Source organism: Hymenobacter fodinae, from assembly GCF_004745825.1.
Lineage (GTDB): Bacteria > Bacteroidota > Bacteroidia > Cytophagales > Hymenobacteraceae > Hymenobacter > Hymenobacter fodinae.
In genome coordinates this window covers 32,506-53,865 of sequence record NZ_SRLA01000005.1, presented here as the reverse complement: position 1 = coordinate 53,865, position 21,360 = coordinate 32,506, and the positions used below count along the sequence as shown (strand labels likewise).

Genomic DNA, 21,360 nt, shown 5'->3' with positions numbered 1-21,360 from the left:
ACTTTACTCCACCGTATGGCCTTGCCCTATTCTACGATACTACTCAGCCTGCTCGCTTGTGCCATATTGGGGGCCATAGTGTGGCTGTGCTGGCGCTACTGGCTAGAGCGGCAGTACCGACGTAGGCCGTACGTGGCCCCGGCCGTGCTAGACTGGGAGCAGCAGGCCCCTGATGCTCAAACGCCTCCCCTGCACCGCGTAGCCGTACTCGGCGACCCGGGAGCCGTCAGAACTGATGGCACCGACCCCATTCTGCACCTGCTCAGCCACTGGCAGCAAGAAACTGGCCCGGCGGGTACTATTGTAATTCTGGGCGACAACATCTACCCTACGGGCTTGCCCGCTCTCGAACACCCCGGTCGGGCCGCCGCCGAAGCGCGGTTTCAGGCGTTGCTGGCGGCACTAGGCCAGTACCCAGGCAACATTGTGCTACTCAGCGGCAACCACGACTGGAACAAGGGCCGACCCGATGGCTGGGAATACCTGCAGCGACAGGAAGCATATGTGCGGGAACACTTGCCGCGGGCTTACTATCTCCCCACCAATGGCCTGCCGGGCCCGGTTAGTCTACAACTAGCCGATGGGTTGCTATTGGTGGTCCTAAATACCCAATGGTGGGTACAGACGGGGCCCCGGCCGCAGTCAGACTCCAAAGAGCCTTTCCGCCAATTGCAGCAGCTGCTAGAGCAAAACCGGCACCAGCGCGTGGTAGTGGCGGGGCACCACCCATTGTACTCTAATGCTATACACGGAGGGAAGTTTACCGCGAAGCAACACGTGTTTCCCCTTACCACGGTAAATAAGCGGGCCTACGTTCCTCTCCCCATCATTGGCTCGCTGCTGCCACTTTACCGCAAATTGGTGGGCGCCGCCGAAGACATGTCGCACCCCCGGTACCGCAAAATGCGGCGGCGACTTTTGCGGGTGCTTCATCAGTTTCCGGGGGTTATTTACGCTTCGGGCCACGACCATAACCTGCAGTATTTTGAGAAACACGGCGGGCACTACTTGGTTAGTGGCTCAGGCAGTAAAACGGCTTTCGTGCAAAAGGGAGGCCACGCTACGTTTGTGCACGAGAACCAGGGTTTTTTCAGCCTCGATTTTTATGCTAACGGGGAGACTTGGCTGCGCACCTTAGAGCCAGGCCCTAACAGTGGCCTACAAGCAGGTCCGGAGGTATTTCGGCTCAGGCTGCAGCCCACCCATGCCGCTGCACCCGCGGTAGTACCCCTCCCTCTCCTGGGCGATCAAGTGGCTTAGCAGCCCCAACTGAAAGCCTGCTTAAGAGGCAGCCGAAGGAGTTGCTGCTAGGCCACTTGACTGTTTACTTTGTGGGAGGCGCCGGTTCTTGATTTTGGGCTTTAGGAGTGAGTACGCGCAGACTTTGGGGAAGTATTTCTACCTCTACCGGGGTTGGTAAGCGCATCGGTTCTCCATCAATTTGCACCAGCACATTGTCTTTACCGGGTACCGTAATGGTCGCGCGGCTGCAGCACAGGCGCCGGGTGTACGCTGAGTTGTCGAATCCGCTGGTGTAGAGGTTATACAGAATGCCCGGGGCCGCTGCATTCGGGAATGGGTCAATCAGGCAAATCTCGAACTGACCATCATCTAGCTCACCCTCCGGGTTTATCACCACATTGCTCCCAAAGGTGTTGGCATTGGCGATGGTGAGCATAAAGGCCGGCCCCTCCCATTCTTCCAAATCAGTTTTGATGTGATAGTGTTCCGGCTCAAAGTTGATGAACTCCTGGGTGGCAATGCGAATGTAAGCGCCGGGCCCGCGCACGTCACCCTGATCGAAACGCTCCACCACTAGCGCGTTAAAGCCTAAATCAGCGAGGTGCGCCGAGAACTTCCCCCCCACCCGGATGGTGTCCATGGTCAGCACCTCAAAATCCCAGGTCAGGCGCAGGGCTTCCTCTACTTGCTGCGGAATTCCTAGGTCTTTAGACAAGCCGTTGCCCGAGCCAAGCGGAATAATTCCAAGTGGCAGTTCTCCCTCCACCAGTGCCTCCGCCACTAGGCTCACGGTACCGTCGCCACCGGCGGCAAACACGGCATCGTAGGCCACGTGCTGCAGGTGCTCCCGCAAGCGTTCCAAATCATTGTCGCCCGTGGTATGAAAAAATGCAGCCTGGCGGCCTCGCTCATGGCAGTAGCTGCGAATAGTGCCCTCTAAGTCGGCTTTATCAATGTCGCCTGATATGGGGTTTAAGACAAAGAGCAGACTTCGTAATTGAACCGGCGCGGTCATAAAATCGGGAATAAGAAAGAAGAGTATGGGTTGAAGTCACGCATCTACTAAGCGCACCTCAACCCGCCAAAACCAAACGTGACCGGCCGTTGGGCCGGCCACGCTATACGGCCTTTATGAGGGTAAACTAGGGCTTGAGGTTGGCGGGCAACCCCTGGGGATAGTCGGAGGCAATATCTCGCTGTAGCTCCTGAATGCGGTTTCCGGGGTTAGGGTGAGTGCTCAGGAACTCGGGAGGGCTGCTGCCATGGTTTGCCTGCTCCAAAATTTCCATCACCTGAATCATGGCCCGGGGGTCGTATCCCGCCGAAGGAGTGAAATCTACAGCTAGCTTATCGGCCTCCAGCTCGTCCTGGCGGCCATAACGTAGCGTGAGAAGCTTGCCCACCATAGCTGCGGCGGCCGCGCTAACCGCAGTACCTGGCCGATCGGGGTCGTACATACCAATAGCGGCAGCACCCGTGAGGCCCTGCGTGAGCTTAGATTTGGCAATTTGCTCGGCTGAGTGGCGGGCTACCACGTGGCCAATTTCGTGCGCTAATACGCCCGCCACCTGGCCTTCCGTTTTCAGATTTTTCAGCAAGCCAGCCGTAATGAACACCTGGCCACCCGGAAGGGCGAAGGCGTTGATGGTGTTTTCATCGGCCAGCAAGTGAAACTGAAACTTATAGGGCGTTTGGCCAGCCTTGGTGCTGCGCACAATTTGCTGGCCTATGCGCTCAACGGCGGCTCCGGCCTGGCGGTCGGGGTGAATACCGCCGTATTGTTGGGCCATTTCGGGGGCCGCTTGCAGGCCTAGAGCAATTTCTTGGTCGGCAGTCATATCCACGTGCTGCACTTCACCGGTGACTTCGTTTACGGAGCGTTTGCAGTAGTAGGATATGAGCGTTATACCCCCCAGCAAGAGGGCAATGATGTAACGAAGACTTCCGCGCATGATTGGTTGAGAATAGGGAGTGAGAGAAGGGCAAAACAGAGGAGTAAAGCTCCTCCAGGGGTTTGTAACGCGAAGCTTGCGGCAGGGTTGTCTGGTGATGTACACCCAAAATGTACTGATTCCCGTATCAGGCTTACTCTCCCTTTTCTACCACTTCTATCCTCTTAATTCCCTTGTCATCATGAATCAGAAACGCACCTTCGGCAGCATCCTGACTGTTCTTGGCATAATCGGTATTATCATCGCCGCCCTGGCCTTCCTCCAAATTGGTGGCATTGGCCTAAGCAAAATGAACTCAGCCGTTCCCTTTATTGTAGGTCTCATCTTCTTCTTTGCCGGCATCAACCTGGTAAAGACCACCAGCGACCGAGCTTAAGCTCGTATAGTTTCGTACATACAGCAAAACGCCCGGCTATAAGTAGCCGGGCGTTTTGCGTGTTACTGAATAGGTGCTAGGCCACTACCCCGGCAAGCCGGGCAGGCTTTTGCTGCGCGCAAAGGCCAGCAATGCCGGATCAAGCTGCAACCACTCTGATTGGTAGGCCACTGAAGCGGGACCATTAGCAAACACCACCGAGCCTGATTTGATTACTTTAATGATGGCGCTGCTCTGGGCCAGCGGCAGTGCTGGGCAACCCTGGCTACGCCCAAGCCGCCCGTGCTGGCGCACAAACTCTTCGCTTACGTAGTCGGCCCCATGCACCACTACGGCGCGGCTGGCGGCATTGGTATTATACCCTGCATCTACCCCGTTGAGCTTTAGCGAAAGGCCGTGCTTGCCCTGATAGGTGTTGCCGGTCAGGTAAAAGCCCAGGCTGCTTTTTTCAGAGCCCTCCTGATTGGAAAAGCTTTTGGCCCACTGCTCGCCCGTATTCTTGCCGTGGGCTACCAACGTATGAAACACTACATGTGGCTGGGCCACATTAATTACCCACAGCCGTTTCTGACTGCTGGCCCGGCTGAAGTCGATAACAGTTAGCAAGGGTGTAGCTGTTTTCAAGGCTTTGCGCTGCTGCAGGTTGTAATACCCAATCAGCGCTTTGCGGTACACAGGCAACGACAAGCCAGTGTGTACTAAACCAGCCTGTACGTACGTGCGGGTAACGTGCTGCTCAAAAGCGGCAGTATAAGTAGTACGTAGCACCTCATTCAGCACAGGCCTAGGAGCTACATCAGTATGCGGGCGAGGGGCAGGTGCCGCTCCCGCCGAAGTGAATAACGTGAAGAAGGCAACCAATAGTCCGGCAGTAGTAGTCGGCGCGTAAGTCATTGTGTAAACCTGTGTTAGCGGGCAAAAAACAGTACCAATGCGGTGTGGCCATAACGGCGCGTTGTCAAAAATAGTACTTTCGCTCCAACTAGTCACGCTCTTCTCCACTACTTGAGATGAACATGTGCTACGTTTCACCTCCTATGATTACACGCTCTGCCCTCTTGGTGCTGCTTACTGGCCTAGTGCTTACCAGCTGCGGCCACTCCTTGCCCGATTTCCCCGACTTTGACAGCAGCGCGTGGCGCCACGACCCCTATGGCTGCCAGAACAAGCGCCAGGCCCTGCTTCCCGTTCTGGAAAAGCACCGCGACGAGCTATTCGGGGCGCGCATCAGTGCTATTGATGACTTGTTAGGCCACCCCGATGAAGAAGAGCTTAGCGAGCAAAGCGAAAAGGTATACTTGTACTACGTTACCGAAGGCCCCCAGTGCGTTACGGGACACCCGCGGGCAAATGGTCCCCGCCTGATCTTGCGCTTTGGAGCAACCGGTGCCCTCACCGAGTCGTTGTTCCCAGTAGTGACAGCCCGATAAATATTGGCTTAAACCGCACGTGCTACCACAAAAAAAGCCGCTCAGGATAAACTTGAGCGGCTTTTTTTGTGGTAGATATTAGAAATTTACCCGATGCCTCCCTCATTGTTAACGGGTACTTCGGGGGTTTCCTCACGCTTCTGCCCATTATGGTAGATGCTAAGCTGAGAAGGTGTCAGAATGCGGCTGCACTCAGCCTCAAACTGCGACTCCAACTCCATAAGCTTGGCGTCGCGGGTGGGGGCATCATCCTGATACTGCCACTGAATTTCGTCGAGGCGTGCCAGCTTGATTTTGTTTAGGGCACGTAGCCGGATGTACTGTGCCTCATTCAGGCGCAGTTGGTTGCTGATTTGGCGAGTTAGGTCATCAATCCGAGCAGCCGAAGGAGCATCAGAGCCGGGCAACTCAGCGTGACGCTCTCTCATCTGCGCGTTTGCAGAAGTAACCAGCGTTGCTAACAGAAAGAAGGTAGAAAGTAGAAATTTCATATCAGAAGCAAAAGTCATCAGAAGGTAAAAGGTGTGTCAGGGGCGTCAACAAGTAGAAGTAAGAGAAGATTCCCTTGTCAGGCTACCTTATTTTATTCAAAATTATATGCAATAAAGTATATAAGCAAGACCTGTAAATGAAATATTATATCTTTTTATAAAAATATTTATCTTATTAGACATAGGCCAAACAAAAAGCCACACCCTATCTAGGGTGTGGCTTGCAACGTCAAAAGCAGCGTTGTTTACTCGATGCCAGTGATTGGCTTGTGATCGGGACTCTTGTAGTACTGCATCGCAACCAGGGAGATAATCACCCCTGCCATGGCACCTTGCAGCAGAATAGCAAGGAAAGCAATAGTCACCGATAGGTCAAAGCCAAACAAATCTTTCGCCCGGATACCGTCCATGATGTGCTTGTTCAGGACCCCAGCGTATAGAATAAAGAAGAAAGCGAAAGCCAAAGAGGCAATCATGGCCGTGATAATACCTGTGCCAAACCCATGCAGGTAGGGCATCCGGTCGTGGCGGTAGCGCTTATAATTGGCAATGGCCATGCAAATACCAATTGCCAGCACCACGCCATTCAGGAAGCTGAATTCTATCCGATCGGTAAGGTTAAGAAAAGAAGCTACTACAAAGTAGATGACCATGCCAACAGCCGTGAACAGGCCATAACGGATGCCATTGGTTTCGGGCGTAAGACGAGCGTCAGCCATACGTTGAGGACAGTTTTGAAGGTGATGAATAAACAGACGGGCCAGCCTCAGCGGAACTACCATCCCATAAGAAATTGTTGCTTTCCCGACGGCGACGGTGGCCTAGCCAACTCCTCTTATCTATACCGTATTGGCGTGCAGGGGGTTGTATTCTGCCCGCATTTTTTCTGGGTGTATTGCCTCATCTATCGGCATTTATAGATGTAGCCCAATATGGCCGGGGCATTTTGCGTACTTTTGCGCGCTGCACTATAGTGGCCTAGGCCCTTGTATTGCCCTCCTTTTGTGTTTCTCCGCATCTTTTTGATATGATCAGCACCTCCAACGTAAGCCTGCGCTATGGCAAGCGCGTATTGTTTGAAGACGTTACCATCAAGTTCATGCCTGGTAACGTGTATGGTCTTATTGGAGCCAATGGCGCCGGTAAGTCAACTTTCCTAAAAATTCTCTCCGGTGAGATTGAGCCCAACACGGGTTCTGTGGACATGCCCAAGGGCGCGCGCCTGTCGGTTCTGAAGCAGGACCAGTTTGCCGCCGACGCTTTTCCGGTACTCCAGACCGTAATTATGGGTCACACGCGACTGTGGCAGGTGATGGAGGAGAAAGACGCCATCTACGCCAAGGCTGATTTCTCGGATGCCGATGGTGAGCGGGCTGCGGAGCTAGAAGGTGAATTTGCCGACCTGGAAGGCTGGAATGCCGAGTACGAAGCCGCCGAGCTCCTCTCGGGCCTGGGCATTTCGGAAGACAAGCACCACACCCTGATGGGCGACCTTGGCACCTCCGACAAAGTACGGGTACTGCTGGCCCAGGCATTGTTCGGCAACCCCGACGTACTACTGCTGGACGAACCAACCAACGGTCTGGATGCTGAGACCGTGCTATGGCTGGAAAACTTCCTGGATTCATTCCAGAACACGGTAATCGTGGTAAGCCACGACCGTCACTTCCTAGATGCGGTGTGTAACTACATGGCTGACCTCGACTTCTCGAAAATCACCATGTATCCCGGCAACTACTCGTTCTGGTACGAGTCGTCGCAGTTGGCATTGCGCCAGCGCCAGGAGGTGAACAAGAAGACCGAGGATAAGCGCAAGGAACTGGAAGAGTTTGTGCGGCGCTTCTCGGCCAATGCTTCCAAGAGCAAGCAGGCTACCTCACGCCAGAAACTGCTCCAAAAACTTACGCTGGAAGAAATTAAGCCTTCTTCGCGCAAGTACCCCTACATCGCCTTCAAGCCCGAGCGTGAAGCCGGCAACCAGTTGCTGACGGTAGAGAACCTGAGCAAGTCGGTAGATGGTCAGGTGATTTTCCGCAACGTGTCCTTCTCCCTTGACAAGAAAGACAAGGTGGCCATCATCGGCCGCGACGACCGGGCTGCCTCCCTCCTCTTCGACATTCTGTTCAATGAGGTAAAAGCCGACTCCGGCGACTTTAAATGGGGCACCACCATTACGCCCAGCTATTTCCCTAAGGAAAACACTGAATTCTTCAACACCGACCTCAACCTGGTTGACTGGCTGCGTCAGTACAGCACCGAGAAAGACGAGTCGTTCATCCGGGGATTCCTGGGGCGGATGCTGTTCTCGGGCGAGGAGTCGCAGAAGAAGTCGAACGTGCTAAGCGGGGGTGAAAAAGTGCGCTGCATGCTGTCCAAGATGATGATGGAAAGCGGCAATGTGCTGGTCCTCGACGATCCAACCAACCACTTGGACCTGGAAAGCATCACGGCCCTGGATAACTCCCTGCGCGACTTCAACGGCACCCTGCTGTTTGCCTCGCACGACCTGCAGGTTATTCAGAGCGTAGCCAACCGTATTATTGAGCTGACCCCGGATGGTATCATTGACCGCCGGATGAGCTACGAAGAATACCTAGCCGACGAAAACATTAAAGCGCAGCGGCAGCGCATGTACCAACTTGTGTCGTAAACACGTTTTAGCGGGGATATGAAACGACTTTTGTTCCTACTTGGCTTTGGCGGAGCTAGCTTATTGCTGGCTCCGGCTGCCCAGGCCCAGCGCACCGATAGTACGGGCGTGAAGCCGCAACTGAATACCGCACCGCCGGGCTCTGCCCCGCGCCCGGCGCAGCCGGTATATACCCCTCAACCGACGGTACCAGCGCCGCCTCCCGTTTCGGCCCCGTTGCCCTCAAATCAGCAGTACGACCCCAACCGGCCGTCGGGGTTAGACTTCCCGAACCGGCCTGGTGTGGCAGCGCCCCCACCACCCGTACGGAAGTACTTTATCTACTCCAACTTTGGATTGGGTTATAGCAGCTCATATGGATTTGGGGTGTTTAATGCCAGTGTTGCACCTGCCCTAGGATATCAAGCAACCGACCGTTTTGCCTTCGGACCGGGGTTCAGCTACATCTACAGCAACTACTCCTTCCCGAACTCTTACCGGCAATTCGGCTATCCTTCCAGCTTAGGGTTAAATAGCTTCGGCCTAAAAGCCTTTGCGCAGTACCGGGTAATCGACCAGTTCTTCATCCACGCCGAATATGAGGTAACAAATGCGCAGGCGTTGGCAGAACGTCAAATCGGGCCGCAGCAGGTAGAACTTGTGAAGGTTAAGCGAACCTACTACACCCCGCTGGCTGGCGTTGGCTATCGTCAGCAGCTAGGAGAGCGAGTAGCCGCCGATATTCTCCTGCTTTACAACTTCAACAACGGCATTGATAATTATGGTAACCGTACGTCACCCTACGGTCAGCCTGAAATTCGCTTCAATTTCCTGTACCGATTTGGTCGTTAAGGCATACTAAAACACAAAAAAGCCTTGCTCAAGTTGAGCAAGGCTTTTTTGTGTTTTTTCGGATCTGGCAAATTATCCACTACCAGAATGGAGAAGTAACTAGGCCACTCGCCCGCCCCGAATTACTCGCAGCAGAATAGCGATGATAGCAATTACCAGCAGAATGTGGATCAAACCATTACCCTGAATGCCGGTACCTAGTACACCGAAGAAACCAAGGGCCCAGATGAGAATGAGAATGACAGCGATGATATACAGGAGATTTCCCATGATGATTGTAGTGTTGGGTTGGAGAGAGAAGATTGGGTACTAAAAAGGACCTAGCAAAAAAACCAATCCGGGGATTGAGTCTGGAAAGGAAGGCCATTTGCGGATTTGTACGCGGGTATAGCGAAAAGGATATTATTCGATGAAAAAAATTTCTGAAAATGTTGCTAAAAATGACGTAATGCCTTACTACAGCAGGTTTTTGGTGCATGTGGTTTTCCACAAAATTTCTTGATTCGGGACATGAGCGCCACACTGGGCCGGTTTACCCTGCGTAGTTTTGGCGTAGCTTTAGGCCTTGTTTACTGGCCTAGCGCCATTTTCATCCACCCCCACCCACCTTCTGTATGATGAATGTAGCCGTAATTGGTTCTGGCACTATGGGCAATGGTATTGCTCACGTATTTGCTCAACACGGTTTCACAGTTGCCCTGATTGATATCAACCAAGCGGCCCTGGATAAGGCGTTGGCCACCATCGGCAAAAACCTCGACCGCCAGCTAGCTAAAGGCGCCCTCTCTGAAACGGATAAAACTGATACCCTGGGCCGACTGACTACCTACACCAGCATGGCTGAGGGCGTACAAAACGCCGACTTAGTAGTAGAAGCTGCCACGGAAAACGTAGAGTTGAAGCTGAACATCTTCCGGGAATTAGACCAGCACGCCCCCGCCCAGGCCATTCTGGCTTCCAACACTTCCTCTATCTCCATTACCAAAATTGCTGCCGTTACGAAGCGCCCCGCACAGGTAATTGGCATGCACTTTATGAACCCAGTGCCGGTAATGAAGCTGGTAGAAGTGATTCGGGGCTATGCAACATCTGATGAAGTAACGGAGCGAGTGATGGAGTTGTCTAGGCAGCTAGGCAAAACGCCTACCGAGGTAAATGACTACCCCGGCTTCGTGGCCAACCGCATCCTGATGCCCATGATTAATGAGGCTATCTACTCCCTATATGAAGGCGTGGCCGGCGTAGAAGAAATTGACACGGTCATGAAGCTGGGCATGGCCCACCCCATGGGCCCCCTGCAGCTCGCCGACTTTATAGGCCTAGACGTGTGCTTGGCTATTCTGCGCGTTCTGCACGAGGGTTTGGGCAACCAGAAATATGCTCCTTGCCCGCTGCTGGTGAATATGGTCACTGCTGGCCGCTTGGGCGTAAAATCAGGCGAAGGCTTCTACTCTTGGGGCCACGGCTCTAAAGACTTGGTGCTAGCTGAACGCTTTCGTAAGTAAGACCACGTATTGAGCTATCAGGCTTGTTTAAGAGGCCTACCGCATCAGGCGGTAGGCCTCTTGTGCTTTACGGCAGCCGAAGAGTGTAAACTTTTTTGCCTCAATTTACCTTGTTAGCGTATGACCGTTGAGCTATGGCTTTTTGCTGTGGCACTGCTGCTGGCACGTATTAGGGCCACGCGCAACATCATCACTTCTGAACTTGATAAATACATGGAACAGGCAACATTTGGGGCTGGCTGCTTTTGGTGTGTAGAAGCAGTTTTTCAGAATCTTAACGGGGTTGAGAAAGTAGTCTCTGGCTACACGGGCGGCAAAATTGCTAACCCTACTTATAAGGAAGTATGCAGCGGCCTCACGGGCCATGCCGAGGTTATTCAGATTACCTACGACCCCGCTAAAATTACCTTTGAGGAGTTGCTGGAAATTTTCTGGAAAACCCACGACCCAACCACCCTCAACCGCCAGGGTGCCGACACCGGTACCCAATACCGCTCGGCTATTTTCTACCACAATGAGGAGCAGCGTCAGTTGGCAGAGGCCTACAAGCAAAAGCTCAATGAGGCACACGCTTTCCCCAACCCCATTGTAACGGAAATTGTGCCCCTGCCCACCTTCTACGCGGCCGAGAACTACCACCAGGACTATTACAACCAGAATGGGCAACAGCCTTACTGCCAGTTCGTGGTGAAGCCGAAGGTTGACAAAGTACGGCAGGTGTTTGGCCACAAGCTCAAGTCGGCAGCTGGCGTTTAGTTCACCGGCTCCAAAGCAAAAGGCCGTTCCAACTTTGTTGGAGCGGCCTTTTTATGGTTCAGTGCCTTAATAGACTGGCCTAGGAAGCTACTCCTTGCTCAATCTGGAACGGTCCATGTTCACGGCCCAGCACATAGTACATGGCCAGCTTGTTGTAAAGCAACCGGATATAAGGCTGAGGCTCATTAATTTCCAGAATCTGGTTGTCCTTCACGGCAATAAAGCCAGTGAGCTGCCCTGGGTACGCCCCATCCTCGCCTACTGCCGGAATAGGCTCGAATGGCGACATGTTGGTGATAGGAATGTAAGCCTGTTTCGGTAGCTCGAACAGTGTCTTCTCTCCAATCGGAATAAAGCCTTTCACGGAGGAGTAGCGGTAGTTGGGGTTCCAGAGCCAGTGTCCATCAAAGATATAGTACTCCTGGGTGCCTAGGCGCAAGAACTCCCGCAGCTGAATGTTGACGCCAATCCGCCAATTCGTACGCTCCTGCAAGGCACTCTGAATTACCGAAAGGCGCACGGGGTCGGGTGCATCGGAGAGGGGCTGTGTGAGGCGGGCATGCACCACCAGCTCGCAGCCGGCATACAGATTTATTAGGTGCTGGCGCCAAGCATTCACGGGGCCCAGTTCGTAGGCCTCTTGGCGGGTCAGCTCAAAGAAGTTGTAGGTATACGGACCAGCAATGGCCACACCATCGCGGCCGTTGGGCTCAGCCCACTCTACCAGAAAGCACGGGCGCGATTTACCGTCGACCCAGGGCAGCTCCCGGTTAAAAGCAACCCGCATCTGGATGGATTCGGGCTCAATTCCTAGTTCCTGGGCTATGTAGTCGCGCACTTCATCGCGGGCCTGCGCCGCGGACACTACTTGGGGGTGTTTGCTCATGGAAATGAAAATGAGGCGCGTTAAACGGCTACGTTGTGCTCGCGCAACGCATCGTTGAGGGACGTTTTCAGGTCGGTGCTGGGCTTGCGCTGACCAATGATGAGGGCGCAGGGCACGTGGAACTCACCCGCCGGGAACTGCTTGGGCAAGGAACCCGGGATTACCACCGACCGGGCTGGCACGTAGCCGCGGTACTCCTTGGGCTCAGTACCCGTCACGTCAATGATGCGGGTGCTCCCCGTGATGGTTACGCCGGCCCCGATTACGGCCTCTTTACCCACGAAGCAGCCCTCCACCAGAATGCTGCGCGAACCTACGAAGGCGCCGTCTTCCACAATTACCGGAGCAGCCTGCACGGGCTCTAGCACGCCGCCAATGCCTACCCCACCACTTAGGTGCACACCCGCGCCAATTTGCGCGCACGAGCCTACGGTAGCCCAGGTATCCACCATGGTGCCCTCGCCTACCCAGGCGCCAATGTTTACGTAGCTCGGCATCATAATCACGCCGGGCGCCAAGTAGGCACCGTAGCGAGCCACCGCTGGGGGCACTACCCGCACACCCTGCTGCTCGTAGTTGCTCTTGAGCTGCATTTTGTCGCGGAACTCGAAGGGGCCCACCTCAATGGTTTCCATCTGCCGGATGGGGAAGTACATGATAACGGCCTTCTTCACCCAGTCATTCACTTGCCAGTCGGCCCCTTCGGTTGCGCCGGGCTGGGCTACACGTATGCGGCCCTTGTCAAGTTCTTCAATAATGTGCTGAATAGCTTCAATAGTAGCAGCCTGCTGCAGTAAGCTACGGTCGTTCCAGGCGGCTTCGATGGTGTGTTGGAGGTCGGACATGAAAAAGGAGGGTGTCAGTAAATAGAGTCAGTTTTGCGTAGTAAGCTCTCGGTACAGGCGGGCAGACTGACAACCGCTGGCCAACACCTGACAACTCACAAGCAAACTTACCATCTTCACGGCCAATATGCCGCGTCTCGTCACCATTTTACTCGCTTCCGTACTCAAGCCCCTCGATGACACCCGTATGCTGGGCAAATTTGCTCGCACGCTGGCCGAGCGCCCCCACACGGAAGTCCACGTGGCCGGGCGCCTCGCTCCTACCCCTACTAGCCTACCTGACAATGTACATACGCACGCATTGCTGGCGGGAACTCGTCTGAGTTGGGCCCGCCTGCGGGCCCAATGGCGCTATTGGCAGTTGCTCCGACACGTACAGCCCACTGTCGTGTTTGTGCATGCCCCCGAGCTGCTCCCACTTACCGTGCTGTGGCAGGCCCTAGGCCAGGGAAGGCTTTTTATATATGATATGCGGGAAAACTATGCACTTAATATCCAGACGCAGCAGGTGTACCCTGGCTGGGCGCGGGGCCTGCTAGCGGGGCTCATCAGGCGGTTGGAAGCCCTAGCGGCGCGGCGCGCTACGGCTGTGCTGCTGGCCGAGCGGAGCTACGCCGAGGAGCTACCGTTTCTGGTACCCGAGCGCACCATCATCATGGAGAATAAGTTTCAGCCCTACTCCTCACAGCATCAGCCTCTGGCGCTAGGCCACCTTCCGGCCGCCACTGCGCCACTGCGCCTATTGTACTCCGGCACTATCTCCGAACTAAATGGGGTATTTGAGGCCCTGACCTTCTGGCGCCAGGTTCGGCAGGTTTGGCCGCTGGCCCACCTTACCATTATCGGGTTTTGTCAGCAGCCAGCCGAGTTGGCGCGCCTGCGGGCCGCCGTAACCACAGCTGGCACCGGGGTAACGCTCATTGGCGGAGATACGCTCGTGCCGCATACCCGCATTGTAGCTGAAATAGAGCGTAGCCACCTAGGCCTGTTACCCTACCGGCCGCACCCGAGCACGGCCCGCTGCATCCCCACCAAGCTGTTTGAGTACCTAGCGCATGGCTTGCCCATTGTCATTCCTCCCAACCCACATTGGCGGAGCCTCGTGGAACCATCACAGGCTGGGGTCTGTCTCGATTTTCAAGCCCTAGGCCACTCCCCGCTTCCCGAGGCGGTTTTAGCAACTCTCCTTCAGCAACCTTTTTACCCGAACGGCGTCCCTGCCGAAGCATTTTGGGCTACTGAAGCGGAAAAGTTGCACCGTCTGATGCATTCTATAAAGTAACTGCCGACCTTTGCGGCCCGTTTACGAGGTAGAAAAGCGAATTTCTTTACATTCGGCTCCCTTTTTCGTTCTGTACCTCGCAACTCCCACCTGATGAATAACACCCTACGATTTTCTGAAATAGCCGGAGTAGGCCACTACGTGCCCGACCGTGTAGTTACCAACGCCGACATCACCACCCTGATGGATACCACCGACGAGTGGATTCAGGAGCGCACCGGCATCAAGGAGCGCCGCTGGTTTGAGGAAGGCAAGGATACTACCGCCAACATGGCTGCCAATGCGGCCCGCAAGGCCCTGGAAATGGCCGGTCTCACCCCCGACGACGTGCAAATGATTGTCTTCGCCACGTTGTCGCCCGACTATTTCTTCCCCGGCTCTGGCGTACTACTGCAGCGCGAGTTGGGCATCAAAGCGCCCATCCCGGCCTTCGACGTGCGCAACCAGTGCTCGGGCTTCGTGTACTCGCTTTCGATGGCCGACCAGTTCATCAAAACAGGTATGTACGATACAGTGCTGGTAGTAGGCTCTGAGATTCACTCTTCGGGCCTCGACATAAGCACCCGCGGCCGGGCCGTGTCGGTTATTTTTGGGGATGGCGCTGGCGCCGTGGTGCTACGCCCCAGCACCGAGGAAGGCCACGGTATCCTGAGTACTCACTTGCACGCGCAGGGCGAGCACGCCGAGGAACTGATTGTAAAGGAGCCCGGCTCTAACCGCAACAACCGCGTGCAATACGTGGTAGACAATGAGCTGGACATGTATCCATACATGAACGGTCAAAATGTGTTCAAGCACGCCGTAGTTCGCTTCCCGCAGGTAATCAAGGAGGCACTTGACCAGAACGGCTACCAGCCCCAGGACATCGACTTGCTCATTCCGCACCAGGCTAACCTGCGCATTACTCAGTACGTGCAGCAGAAAATGGGCCTCACCGATGACAAGATCTTCAGCAACATTCAGCGCTACGGCAACACCACGGCTGCCTCAGTGCCCATTGCGCTTAGCGAGGCATACCAGGAAGGCCGCATCAAGCGCGGTGACTTGGTATGTCTGGCGGCCTTTGGCTCCGGCTTCACCTGGGCGTCGGCCCTAATCAAGTGGTAAGCTAACCGAAGTACCAAAGCCCACTGAATGATGAGCAATGAAGCTGTTGGAAACGCTTTCCGACGGTTTCATTGCTCATTACTCATTCTTAACCGCTCACTGCCCCGTGCCCAGCTACACCGAGGAGAACTATTTAAAAGCCATCTACAAACTGGCCGAAGCCCAACCCGGAGTTGAGGTCAGCACCAACCGGGTTGCGGAGGTGCTGCAAACGCGCGCGGCTTCTGTCACGGACATGCTGCGCCGCTTGGGTGAAAAAGGCCTATTGCACTACACCCGCTACCGAGGCGTATCCCTGACGGAGGAAGGCCGCCGCTTGGCACTGCTCACTATTCGCAAGCACCGGTTGTGGGAAGTGTTTTTGGTGCAGCAGCTCAACTTCAGTTGGGATGAGGTGCACGACGTGGCCGAGCAGATGGAGCACATCGACTCCGACCTGCTGATTCAGCGCCTTGATGAGTTTTTGGGCTTCCCGCAACTCGACCCCCACGGTGACCCAATACCCACGGCTGAAGGTGCTATCCTGCGCCCCCAGCACCGCCTCGTGGCCGACCTAGTACCCGGCGACCGGGGTACCGTGGTGGCCGTCAAAAACACCTCCGTTCCTTTCCTGCAGTACCTCGACAAGGTCGGCCTTAACCTCGGCACCAAGCTTGAAGTACTAGATAAGATCTTGTTTGATAACTCATTGGAAATTAGAATCAATAACGGAGATAAATATCTTATATCCTCAGAGGTAAGCCGGAACTTATACGTGACCGATTGAGGCTTTAACAGCCGAATCACTCCCTGCCATACGAGGCACAATCAAGCTGTTTGTACGACAGGAATTATTGCATTTCAGTGGTAGGAAGACTGGCCTAGAATGAACCTTGCTGGACTGTCTTAGCAACTGAAGTTCAGAGGGCCCTTCAACGGGACCTAGACACTAAGCTTTACGGTTGCCTCTGCACTTCCTAGTAGCTATACTGGCAGTTAGTGGCCTAGGCCAGTACCTCGTACCTTTGTAGTTGCATCACTTATTCAGTTCCTGTGGCCTTACCCCTTCCTGTTTCGCTTTCCGATACCATTGTTGCGCTGTCTACCCCACCGGGCACGGGTGCCATTGCGCTGGTTCGGTTGTCTGGTCCTGAGGCTATCAGCATTACGGATGAGGTGTTTGGCGGGAAGGCTCTGCGCAACCAAGCTGGGCACACTCTCCACTTCGGCACCATTCGCGACGGGGCCCGGATACTTGATGAGGTAGTAGTGTCGCTGTTTCGGGGGCCGCACTCCTATACCAAGGAGGACGTGGTAGAAATCAGCACCCACGGCTCCGACTTTATTGTGCAGGAGCTATTGGCTTTACTGGTCCGCCGTGGGGCGCGCTTAGCCGAGGCGGGCGAGTTTACGAAACGGGCCTTCTTACACGGGGCCTTCGACTTGGCCCAGGCCGAAGCCGTAGCTGACCTAATTGCCGCCGACTCGGCGCTGTCGCATCAGGTGGCCATGCAGCAAATGCGTGGGGGCTTCTCGCAGGAACTGCGCGACCTGCGCGCACGCCTGGTACAATTTGCGGCCCTGCTGGAGCTTGAGCTAGACTTCGGCGAAGAAGACGTGGAATTTGCCGACCGCACTGGCCTAGTGCAGCTGCTGCAAGAAGTGCAGGCGTTAGTTCGCCGACTGCTTCGCTCTTTTGAACTAGGCAACGTCATCAAGCACGGCGTAACTACAGTTATTGCCGGCCGGCCCAACGCGGGCAAGAGCACGTTGCTGAACGCCCTGCTCAACGAAGAACGCGCCATCGTGTCGGAGGTGGCCGGCACCACCCGCGACCTGATTGAGGACGAGGTTAGCCTCGACGGTATCCGGTTTCGCTTCGTGGATACGGCCGGCCTGCGCGACACTACCGACGTGGTAGAATCTATTGGCGTAGAGCGCACCCGTAAACGAGTTCTACAGGCTGCACTAGTTGTATATCTATTTGATATTACGACTACTACTCCCCAAGAGCTTCAAGCAGAAATTGAAGCTCTACACCTTCCGGCTTCCGTACCCGTGCTGGCGGTTGGCAACAAGCTCGACGTAGCTTCTGATGCCGAACTTGCTGCCTTCCAGGCTCGCCCCAGCACCGTCCTGATTGCCGCTTCCCGCGGTGACGGGCTTGATGAGCTACGCGAAACTCTGCTCACCCTGGTTCGCGGCGAAGGGCTCGACCGAGCTAGCAGCAGTACCATTGTTACGAACGTGCGCCACGCCCGCAGCCTGGAGCAAGCCGCCCATCACCTCGATGCCGTCCTGACAGGCCTAGCCACCGGCCGCGGTACCGAGCTGCTAGCCGCCGACCTGCGCCACGCCCTAGCCGACCTTGGCCAGATTACCGGTGAAATCAGCAACGACGACTTGCTGACCAGCATCTTCACCCAGTTCTGTATTGGCAAGTAAATCAAGGGGCTCCTAGGCCACTCAAGGAGCATGCGTTAGCGGTGTTGCTCATAGGCAGTAGCTGGCGCGGCCGCCTGCAGTTCCGCCAGCTCGGCCGCCGTCAGCTCCCGACTATTGGCAATCCGGAGGGCATCGGTGAGCTGCTCGGGCATTCGGATACCCAGCACCGCCGCAGTAACGGCCGGTTGAGCTAACACATACTGGGCTGCTATTTCAACCGGACTAATGGTAGTGTCGGCCAGACGTTGTACTGCGGCGCTGGCTCGAGCTACGGTTTCAGCAGAATGCTGCAGATATGGGGCGGCGGGCTTAGTTACCAACAGGCCCTGCGCTAGAGTGCCCCGGGCTAAAACACTGATCTGGTGCTCCTGCAATAGGCCTAGACAGCTTTCTTCGGGTCGCCGATCCAGCAGGCTGTATTGCATCATCACGCTGATGATGTGGGAACGGCGCGCGTATTCCCGAATAACGTTTGGCCGAATGGAGGAGATGCCGTAGCCCCTGATTTTGCCTTGCTGCACCAACTGCTCGAAGGCCTCAATAATCTCATCAATCGGGTCGTCGAGGGTTCCGCCGTGCAACTGATACAGGTCGAGGTAGTCGGTCTGGAGCCGGCGCAGGCTTTGTTCCACTGCGGCCAGAATGTACGCCTTGGTGGGGTTCCAGTCCCAGCCGCTGCCATCGGGGCGCCATTGATTGCCTACCTTGGTAGCTAACACAATGTGGCTCCGCTGACCTTTCAGCGCCTTACCCACCACCGCTTCGTTCTCTCCGTGCTGGTATAAGTCGGCCGTATCGAAGTACGTGATACCGTGGTCGAGAGCTCGGTGCAGGAGCGCTGTAGCCGGTCCAAGCTCAGGAGCCAGTGACATGCAGCCAAAGCCGACTTCGCTGATTTGAATGCCCGATTTTCCAAGTGACCTATACTTCATAAACAATTGCTTTACCAGGCCAAAGCAGCCTTACTTAGGCAGAGTACGTCAGTAAGGGCCTAATGACTTATCTGGGGTCAGCCACAGGAGAAAATGCGTTGACAACGTACCGAGGTAAAGGCAGTTAGCCCTGCTTAGTTATATTCCTTCACCAAAAAAACAGTATCCATACCACATATTTCCCACGTGGTCCTTTTCTTTGTGACTTCACCTCAACGGCAAACAACAACCGGGCGGGTTTTGTAGTATAGACGCCAACTGCTCATGGGGAATTTGATTACTGGTTCTCCGTAATCCGACCCCACAACCCACCCTCTAACCCACGCTTATGGCAGAATCTGCTGAACTTATCCTCGACGGGAAATCTATCTCTCTCCCCGTTATTGAAGGTACCGAACACGAGAAAGCATTCGATATCGGCAAACTGCGTGACCAAACGGGCTACGTAACCCTGGATTCAGGCTACAAGAACACGGGCGCCACCAAAAGCGCCATCACCTTCCTGGATGGTGAAGAAGGCATCTTGCGCTACCGTGGGTATCCCATTGAGCAGTTGGCTGAAAAATCTACCTTTATTGAGGTGGCCTACCTGCTGATCTACGGCAAGCTGCCCACGCAGCCGGAGCTCGACAGCTTCAGCAATCAGATTACCAAGCATACCCTGGTGCACGAAGACGTCCGGAAGATTTTTGACGGCTTCCCTTCGGCGGCTCACCCCATGGCTATTCTGAGCAGCCTGATCTGCGCGCTGACGGCTTTCTACCCTGAGAGCGTATCGCCGGATCTGAGCAAGGAGGAAATTGACCTGAATGTGATTCGGTTGATGGCCAAGCTGCCGACTATTGCTGCTTGGACCTACAAGAACCAGATGGGTCACCCGCTGAACTACCCGCGGAATGACATGGACTATTGCTCTAACTTCCTGCACATGATGTTCAGCTTCCCTACCGAGAAGTATGAACTGAACCCGGTAGTGGTAAGCGCCCTCAATAAGCTCCTCATTCTGCACGCCGACCACGAGCAGAACTGCTCTACTTCTACCGTTCGCTTAGTAGGCTCGGCCAATGCTTCGCTATATGGCTCGGTATCGGCTGGCATCAACGCCCTGTGGGGCCCGCTGCACGGTGGAGCCAACCAGGAAGTAATTGAAATGCTGGAGGCCATTGAGCGCGACGGTGGCGACACCAGCAAGTTCATTGCCAAGGCTAAAGACAAGAACGACTCGTTCCGTCTGATGGGCTTCGGTCACCGCGTGTACAAGAACTTCGACCCCCGCGCAACCATCATCAAGAAGGCTGCCGATGAAGTCCTGACCGCCCTAGGCCTAGAAAACAGCCCCCTGTTGAAGATTGCTAAGGAACTGGAGCAAGCGGCCCTTACCGACGAGTACTTCGTTCAGCGCAAGCTCTACCCCAACGTAGACTTCTACTCCGGCATCATCTACAAAGCACTGGGTATTCCTACCGAAATGTTCACGGTGATGTTTGCCCTGGGCCGCCTCCCCGGCTGGATTGCTCAGTGGAAAGAAATGCGCGAGAACAAGGAGCCAATTGGCCGTCCGCGTCAGATCTACACCGGCGAGACGGAGCGTGACTACGTCTCCCTGCAGGACCGCAGCTAGTCTGAGTAATTAGTCTGCCAACAAAAAAGCCCGCTATTTGCGGGCTTTTTTGCGTTCTGACGGTAGTAGTACCCCTATTGTAGGTTCACGGCCGTCATGCTCAGCTTCGTTTGATCATAGAGCGCCATTTGACGTGGCCGCAGAATAGTAGCCAAGTCCCACTCATAGCGCATCTGCATATTTGCCAACGCCTCGTCGAGCGCAGTAGCATCAGCGCCGAACTGCTTGCGAAGCTCAGCCGTTTCCGTCAGCAAGCGCAGGTTCAACTGACGGACCTTAATGTACTGTCCCTCACTCAGAGGCATCTTCTCGGCCATCTGGCGAGTCATGGTTTTGGCCCGCTCGCTCATGCGTGAGCCATCAGCTGGAGCTGCGGCTTGGGCGCTTCCGGCGCGGCACATTGCACCAAGCAGCAGAATAGTAGCGAAGTTTTTCATGATGGGTAGGGTTGGTTATGGGTTGGAAGATGAACAACATGCTAGCGAAACATTGCCAGCCAAAACCTACCGGCCTGCCTACCCTCATGTGAAGGCAGGCCGGTAGTGGAAGAATTAGTGCTTGTCGCCTAGAGCTGTCATGCTCGTGCGAGCCTGCTGATACATGGCAACCTGATTGGGACGCAGCAAAGACATCAGATCGGCCTCGTACTTGGCTTGCGCATCAGCCATGCGCTGGTCGAGGGCAGCAGGGTCGCCGGCTAAGCGGGACTTGAGATCCTCCATTTCGGTTAACATTTGGGTGTTGAGCTGCTTAACCCGGAGGTATTGTCCTTCGTCAAGGCGGGCCTTCTCAGCAATTGTGCGCGTAAGAGCAGTAGCCCGAGCTTTTATGCTAGTAGTACCATCGCCTTCTGACTTAGGTGATGCCAGTGCTACGCCTTGCATTACAGCCATCAGGCAAGCGAAAAAGTAGGCTTTTTTCATAGTAAGGAAAATGAAGAAAGAATAAGGATGAAAAACAAAATGCAATTCAACATGCCGAAAACACTGGCTAGGCCTCGTATCAGCCTCCTATGATTCAGATACGTCGA

Annotated in this window: 23 protein-coding genes; 12 read left to right on the top strand and 11 right to left on the bottom strand. The window is 54.9% G+C overall.

Features of this window, described 5'->3' with window-relative positions; all coding sequences use genetic code 11:
* Positions 1–15: 15 nt before the first annotated feature.
* Positions 16–1,260, top strand: coding sequence for a metallophosphoesterase (locus EU556_RS20475; protein ID WP_135436016.1), 1,245 nt, complete (start codon positions 16–18; stop codon positions 1,258–1,260).
* A 64-nt stretch (positions 1,261–1,324) separates the two neighbouring features.
* Here the strand turns inward: EU556_RS20475 and EU556_RS20470 are convergent, their stop codons facing one another.
* The gene (locus EU556_RS20470; protein ID WP_135436015.1) at positions 1,325–2,257 is read right to left on the bottom strand and encodes a diacylglycerol/lipid kinase family protein; all 933 of its coding nucleotides are present in this window, start codon (positions 2,255–2,257) and stop codon (positions 1,325–1,327) included.
* A gap of 127 nt (positions 2,258–2,384) precedes the next feature.
* Positions 2,385–3,194, bottom strand: a complete 810-nt coding sequence (locus EU556_RS20465; protein ID WP_135436014.1) for a M48 family metallopeptidase — start codon at positions 3,192–3,194, stop codon at positions 2,385–2,387.
* A gap of 181 nt (positions 3,195–3,375) precedes the next feature.
* Between EU556_RS20465 and EU556_RS20460 the strand changes: the two genes are divergently transcribed.
* Positions 3,376–3,570: a hypothetical protein gene (locus EU556_RS20460; RefSeq protein WP_135436013.1), complete on the top strand. Its 195-nt coding sequence runs from the start codon at positions 3,376–3,378 to the stop codon at positions 3,568–3,570.
* A gap of 84 nt (positions 3,571–3,654) precedes the next feature.
* Here EU556_RS20460 and EU556_RS20455 read toward each other — a convergent pair whose 3' ends face one another.
* The gene (locus EU556_RS20455; RefSeq protein ID WP_135436012.1) at positions 3,655–4,464 is read right to left on the bottom strand and encodes a murein L,D-transpeptidase catalytic domain family protein; all 810 of its coding nucleotides are present in this window, start codon (positions 4,462–4,464) and stop codon (positions 3,655–3,657) included.
* Positions 4,465–4,607: 143 nt separating this feature from the next.
* On the opposite strand from EU556_RS20455, the gene EU556_RS20450 reads away from it, so the two are divergent.
* Positions 4,608–5,000 carry a hypothetical protein gene (locus EU556_RS20450; RefSeq protein ID WP_135436011.1) on the top strand — a complete coding sequence of 131 codons (393 nt, stop codon included), beginning with the start codon at positions 4,608–4,610 and terminating at the stop codon, positions 4,998–5,000.
* 86 nt (positions 5,001–5,086) lie between these two features.
* Here EU556_RS20450 and EU556_RS20445 read toward each other — a convergent pair whose 3' ends face one another.
* Both EU556_RS20445 and EU556_RS20440 read right to left on the bottom strand, forming a co-directional pair.
* A complete protein-coding gene (locus EU556_RS20445; protein WP_135436010.1) occupies positions 5,087–5,491 on the bottom strand; it encodes a hypothetical protein in 405 nt (134 codons plus the stop codon).
* A gap of 245 nt (positions 5,492–5,736) precedes the next feature.
* Positions 5,737–6,210, bottom strand: a complete 474-nt coding sequence (locus tag EU556_RS20440; protein ID WP_135436009.1) for a DUF4199 domain-containing protein — start codon at positions 6,208–6,210, stop codon at positions 5,737–5,739.
* Between the two features lie 308 nt (positions 6,211–6,518).
* On the opposite strand from EU556_RS20440, the gene EU556_RS20435 reads away from it, so the two are divergent.
* Together EU556_RS20435 and EU556_RS20430 are read left to right on the top strand one after the other, a co-directional pair.
* Positions 6,519–8,141 carry an ABC-F family ATP-binding cassette domain-containing protein gene (locus EU556_RS20435; RefSeq protein WP_135436008.1) on the top strand — a complete coding sequence of 541 codons (1,623 nt, stop codon included), beginning with the start codon at positions 6,519–6,521 and terminating at the stop codon, positions 8,139–8,141.
* A gap of 18 nt (positions 8,142–8,159) precedes the next feature.
* On the top strand, positions 8,160–8,972 hold the full coding sequence (locus tag EU556_RS20430) for a hypothetical protein (RefSeq protein WP_135436007.1): 813 nt from the start codon (positions 8,160–8,162) through the stop codon (positions 8,970–8,972).
* A gap of 99 nt (positions 8,973–9,071) precedes the next feature.
* On the opposite strand, the gene EU556_RS20425 is transcribed toward EU556_RS20430, so the two are convergent.
* On the bottom strand, positions 9,072–9,242 hold the full coding sequence (locus tag EU556_RS20425) for a lmo0937 family membrane protein (RefSeq protein ID WP_135436006.1): 171 nt from the start codon (positions 9,240–9,242) through the stop codon (positions 9,072–9,074).
* A gap of 344 nt (positions 9,243–9,586) precedes the next feature.
* On the opposite strand from EU556_RS20425, the gene EU556_RS20420 reads away from it, so the two are divergent.
* Both EU556_RS20420 and msrA read left to right on the top strand, forming a co-directional pair.
* Positions 9,587–10,477 carry a 3-hydroxyacyl-CoA dehydrogenase family protein gene (locus tag EU556_RS20420; protein WP_135436005.1) on the top strand — a complete coding sequence of 297 codons (891 nt, stop codon included), beginning with the start codon at positions 9,587–9,589 and terminating at the stop codon, positions 10,475–10,477.
* Between the two features lie 213 nt (positions 10,478–10,690).
* Positions 10,691–11,233, top strand: a complete 543-nt coding sequence (msrA, locus tag EU556_RS20415; protein WP_210116351.1) for a peptide-methionine (S)-S-oxide reductase MsrA — start codon at positions 10,691–10,693, stop codon at positions 11,231–11,233.
* Between the two features lie 79 nt (positions 11,234–11,312).
* Here msrA and EU556_RS20410 read toward each other — a convergent pair whose 3' ends face one another.
* Both EU556_RS20410 and EU556_RS20405 read right to left on the bottom strand, forming a co-directional pair.
* The gene (locus EU556_RS20410; protein WP_135436003.1) at positions 11,313–12,119 is read right to left on the bottom strand and encodes a hypothetical protein; all 807 of its coding nucleotides are present in this window, start codon (positions 12,117–12,119) and stop codon (positions 11,313–11,315) included.
* Positions 12,120–12,139: 20 nt separating this feature from the next.
* The gene (locus tag EU556_RS20405) at positions 12,140–12,964 is read right to left on the bottom strand and encodes a 2,3,4,5-tetrahydropyridine-2,6-dicarboxylate N-succinyltransferase (RefSeq protein WP_135436002.1); all 825 of its coding nucleotides are present in this window, start codon (positions 12,962–12,964) and stop codon (positions 12,140–12,142) included.
* A 127-nt stretch (positions 12,965–13,091) separates the two neighbouring features.
* Between EU556_RS20405 and EU556_RS20400 the strand changes: the two genes are divergently transcribed.
* The 4 genes from EU556_RS20400 to mnmE all read left to right on the top strand — a co-directional run bounded on the left by EU556_RS20400 (position 13,092) and on the right by mnmE (position 17,777).
* Positions 13,092–14,246, top strand: coding sequence for a glycosyltransferase (locus EU556_RS20400; RefSeq protein WP_135436001.1), 1,155 nt, complete (start codon positions 13,092–13,094; stop codon positions 14,244–14,246).
* A 93-nt stretch (positions 14,247–14,339) separates the two neighbouring features.
* Positions 14,340–15,353, top strand: a complete 1,014-nt coding sequence (locus EU556_RS20395) for a 3-oxoacyl-ACP synthase III family protein (protein ID WP_135436000.1) — start codon at positions 14,340–14,342, stop codon at positions 15,351–15,353.
* A 106-nt stretch (positions 15,354–15,459) separates the two neighbouring features.
* Positions 15,460–16,119, top strand: coding sequence for a metal-dependent transcriptional regulator (locus tag EU556_RS20390; RefSeq protein ID WP_135436474.1), 660 nt, complete (start codon positions 15,460–15,462; stop codon positions 16,117–16,119).
* Positions 16,120–16,385: 266 nt separating this feature from the next.
* Positions 16,386–17,777: a tRNA uridine-5-carboxymethylaminomethyl(34) synthesis GTPase MnmE gene (gene mnmE, locus EU556_RS20385; protein ID WP_135435999.1), complete on the top strand. Its 1,392-nt coding sequence runs from the start codon at positions 16,386–16,388 to the stop codon at positions 17,775–17,777.
* A 35-nt stretch (positions 17,778–17,812) separates the two neighbouring features.
* Here mnmE and EU556_RS20380 read toward each other — a convergent pair whose 3' ends face one another.
* Positions 17,813–18,649: an aldo/keto reductase gene (locus tag EU556_RS20380; RefSeq protein WP_262709668.1), complete on the bottom strand. Its 837-nt coding sequence runs from the start codon at positions 18,647–18,649 to the stop codon at positions 17,813–17,815.
* 388 nt (positions 18,650–19,037) lie between these two features.
* Here EU556_RS20380 and EU556_RS20375 point away from each other — a divergent pair, with 388 nt between their 5' ends.
* Complete coding sequence (locus tag EU556_RS20375) at positions 19,038–20,330, top strand: citrate synthase (protein ID WP_135435997.1); 1,293 nt, start codon at positions 19,038–19,040, stop codon at positions 20,328–20,330.
* Between the two features lie 74 nt (positions 20,331–20,404).
* On the opposite strand, the gene EU556_RS20370 is transcribed toward EU556_RS20375, so the two are convergent.
* Both EU556_RS20370 and EU556_RS20365 read right to left on the bottom strand, forming a co-directional pair.
* On the bottom strand, positions 20,405–20,767 hold the full coding sequence (locus EU556_RS20370) for a hypothetical protein (protein WP_135435996.1): 363 nt from the start codon (positions 20,765–20,767) through the stop codon (positions 20,405–20,407).
* 114 nt (positions 20,768–20,881) lie between these two features.
* Entirely contained in the window at positions 20,882–21,253 is a 372-nt protein-coding gene (locus EU556_RS20365) for a hypothetical protein (protein ID WP_135435995.1), read from the bottom strand.
* Positions 21,254–21,360: the final 107 nt, after the last annotated feature.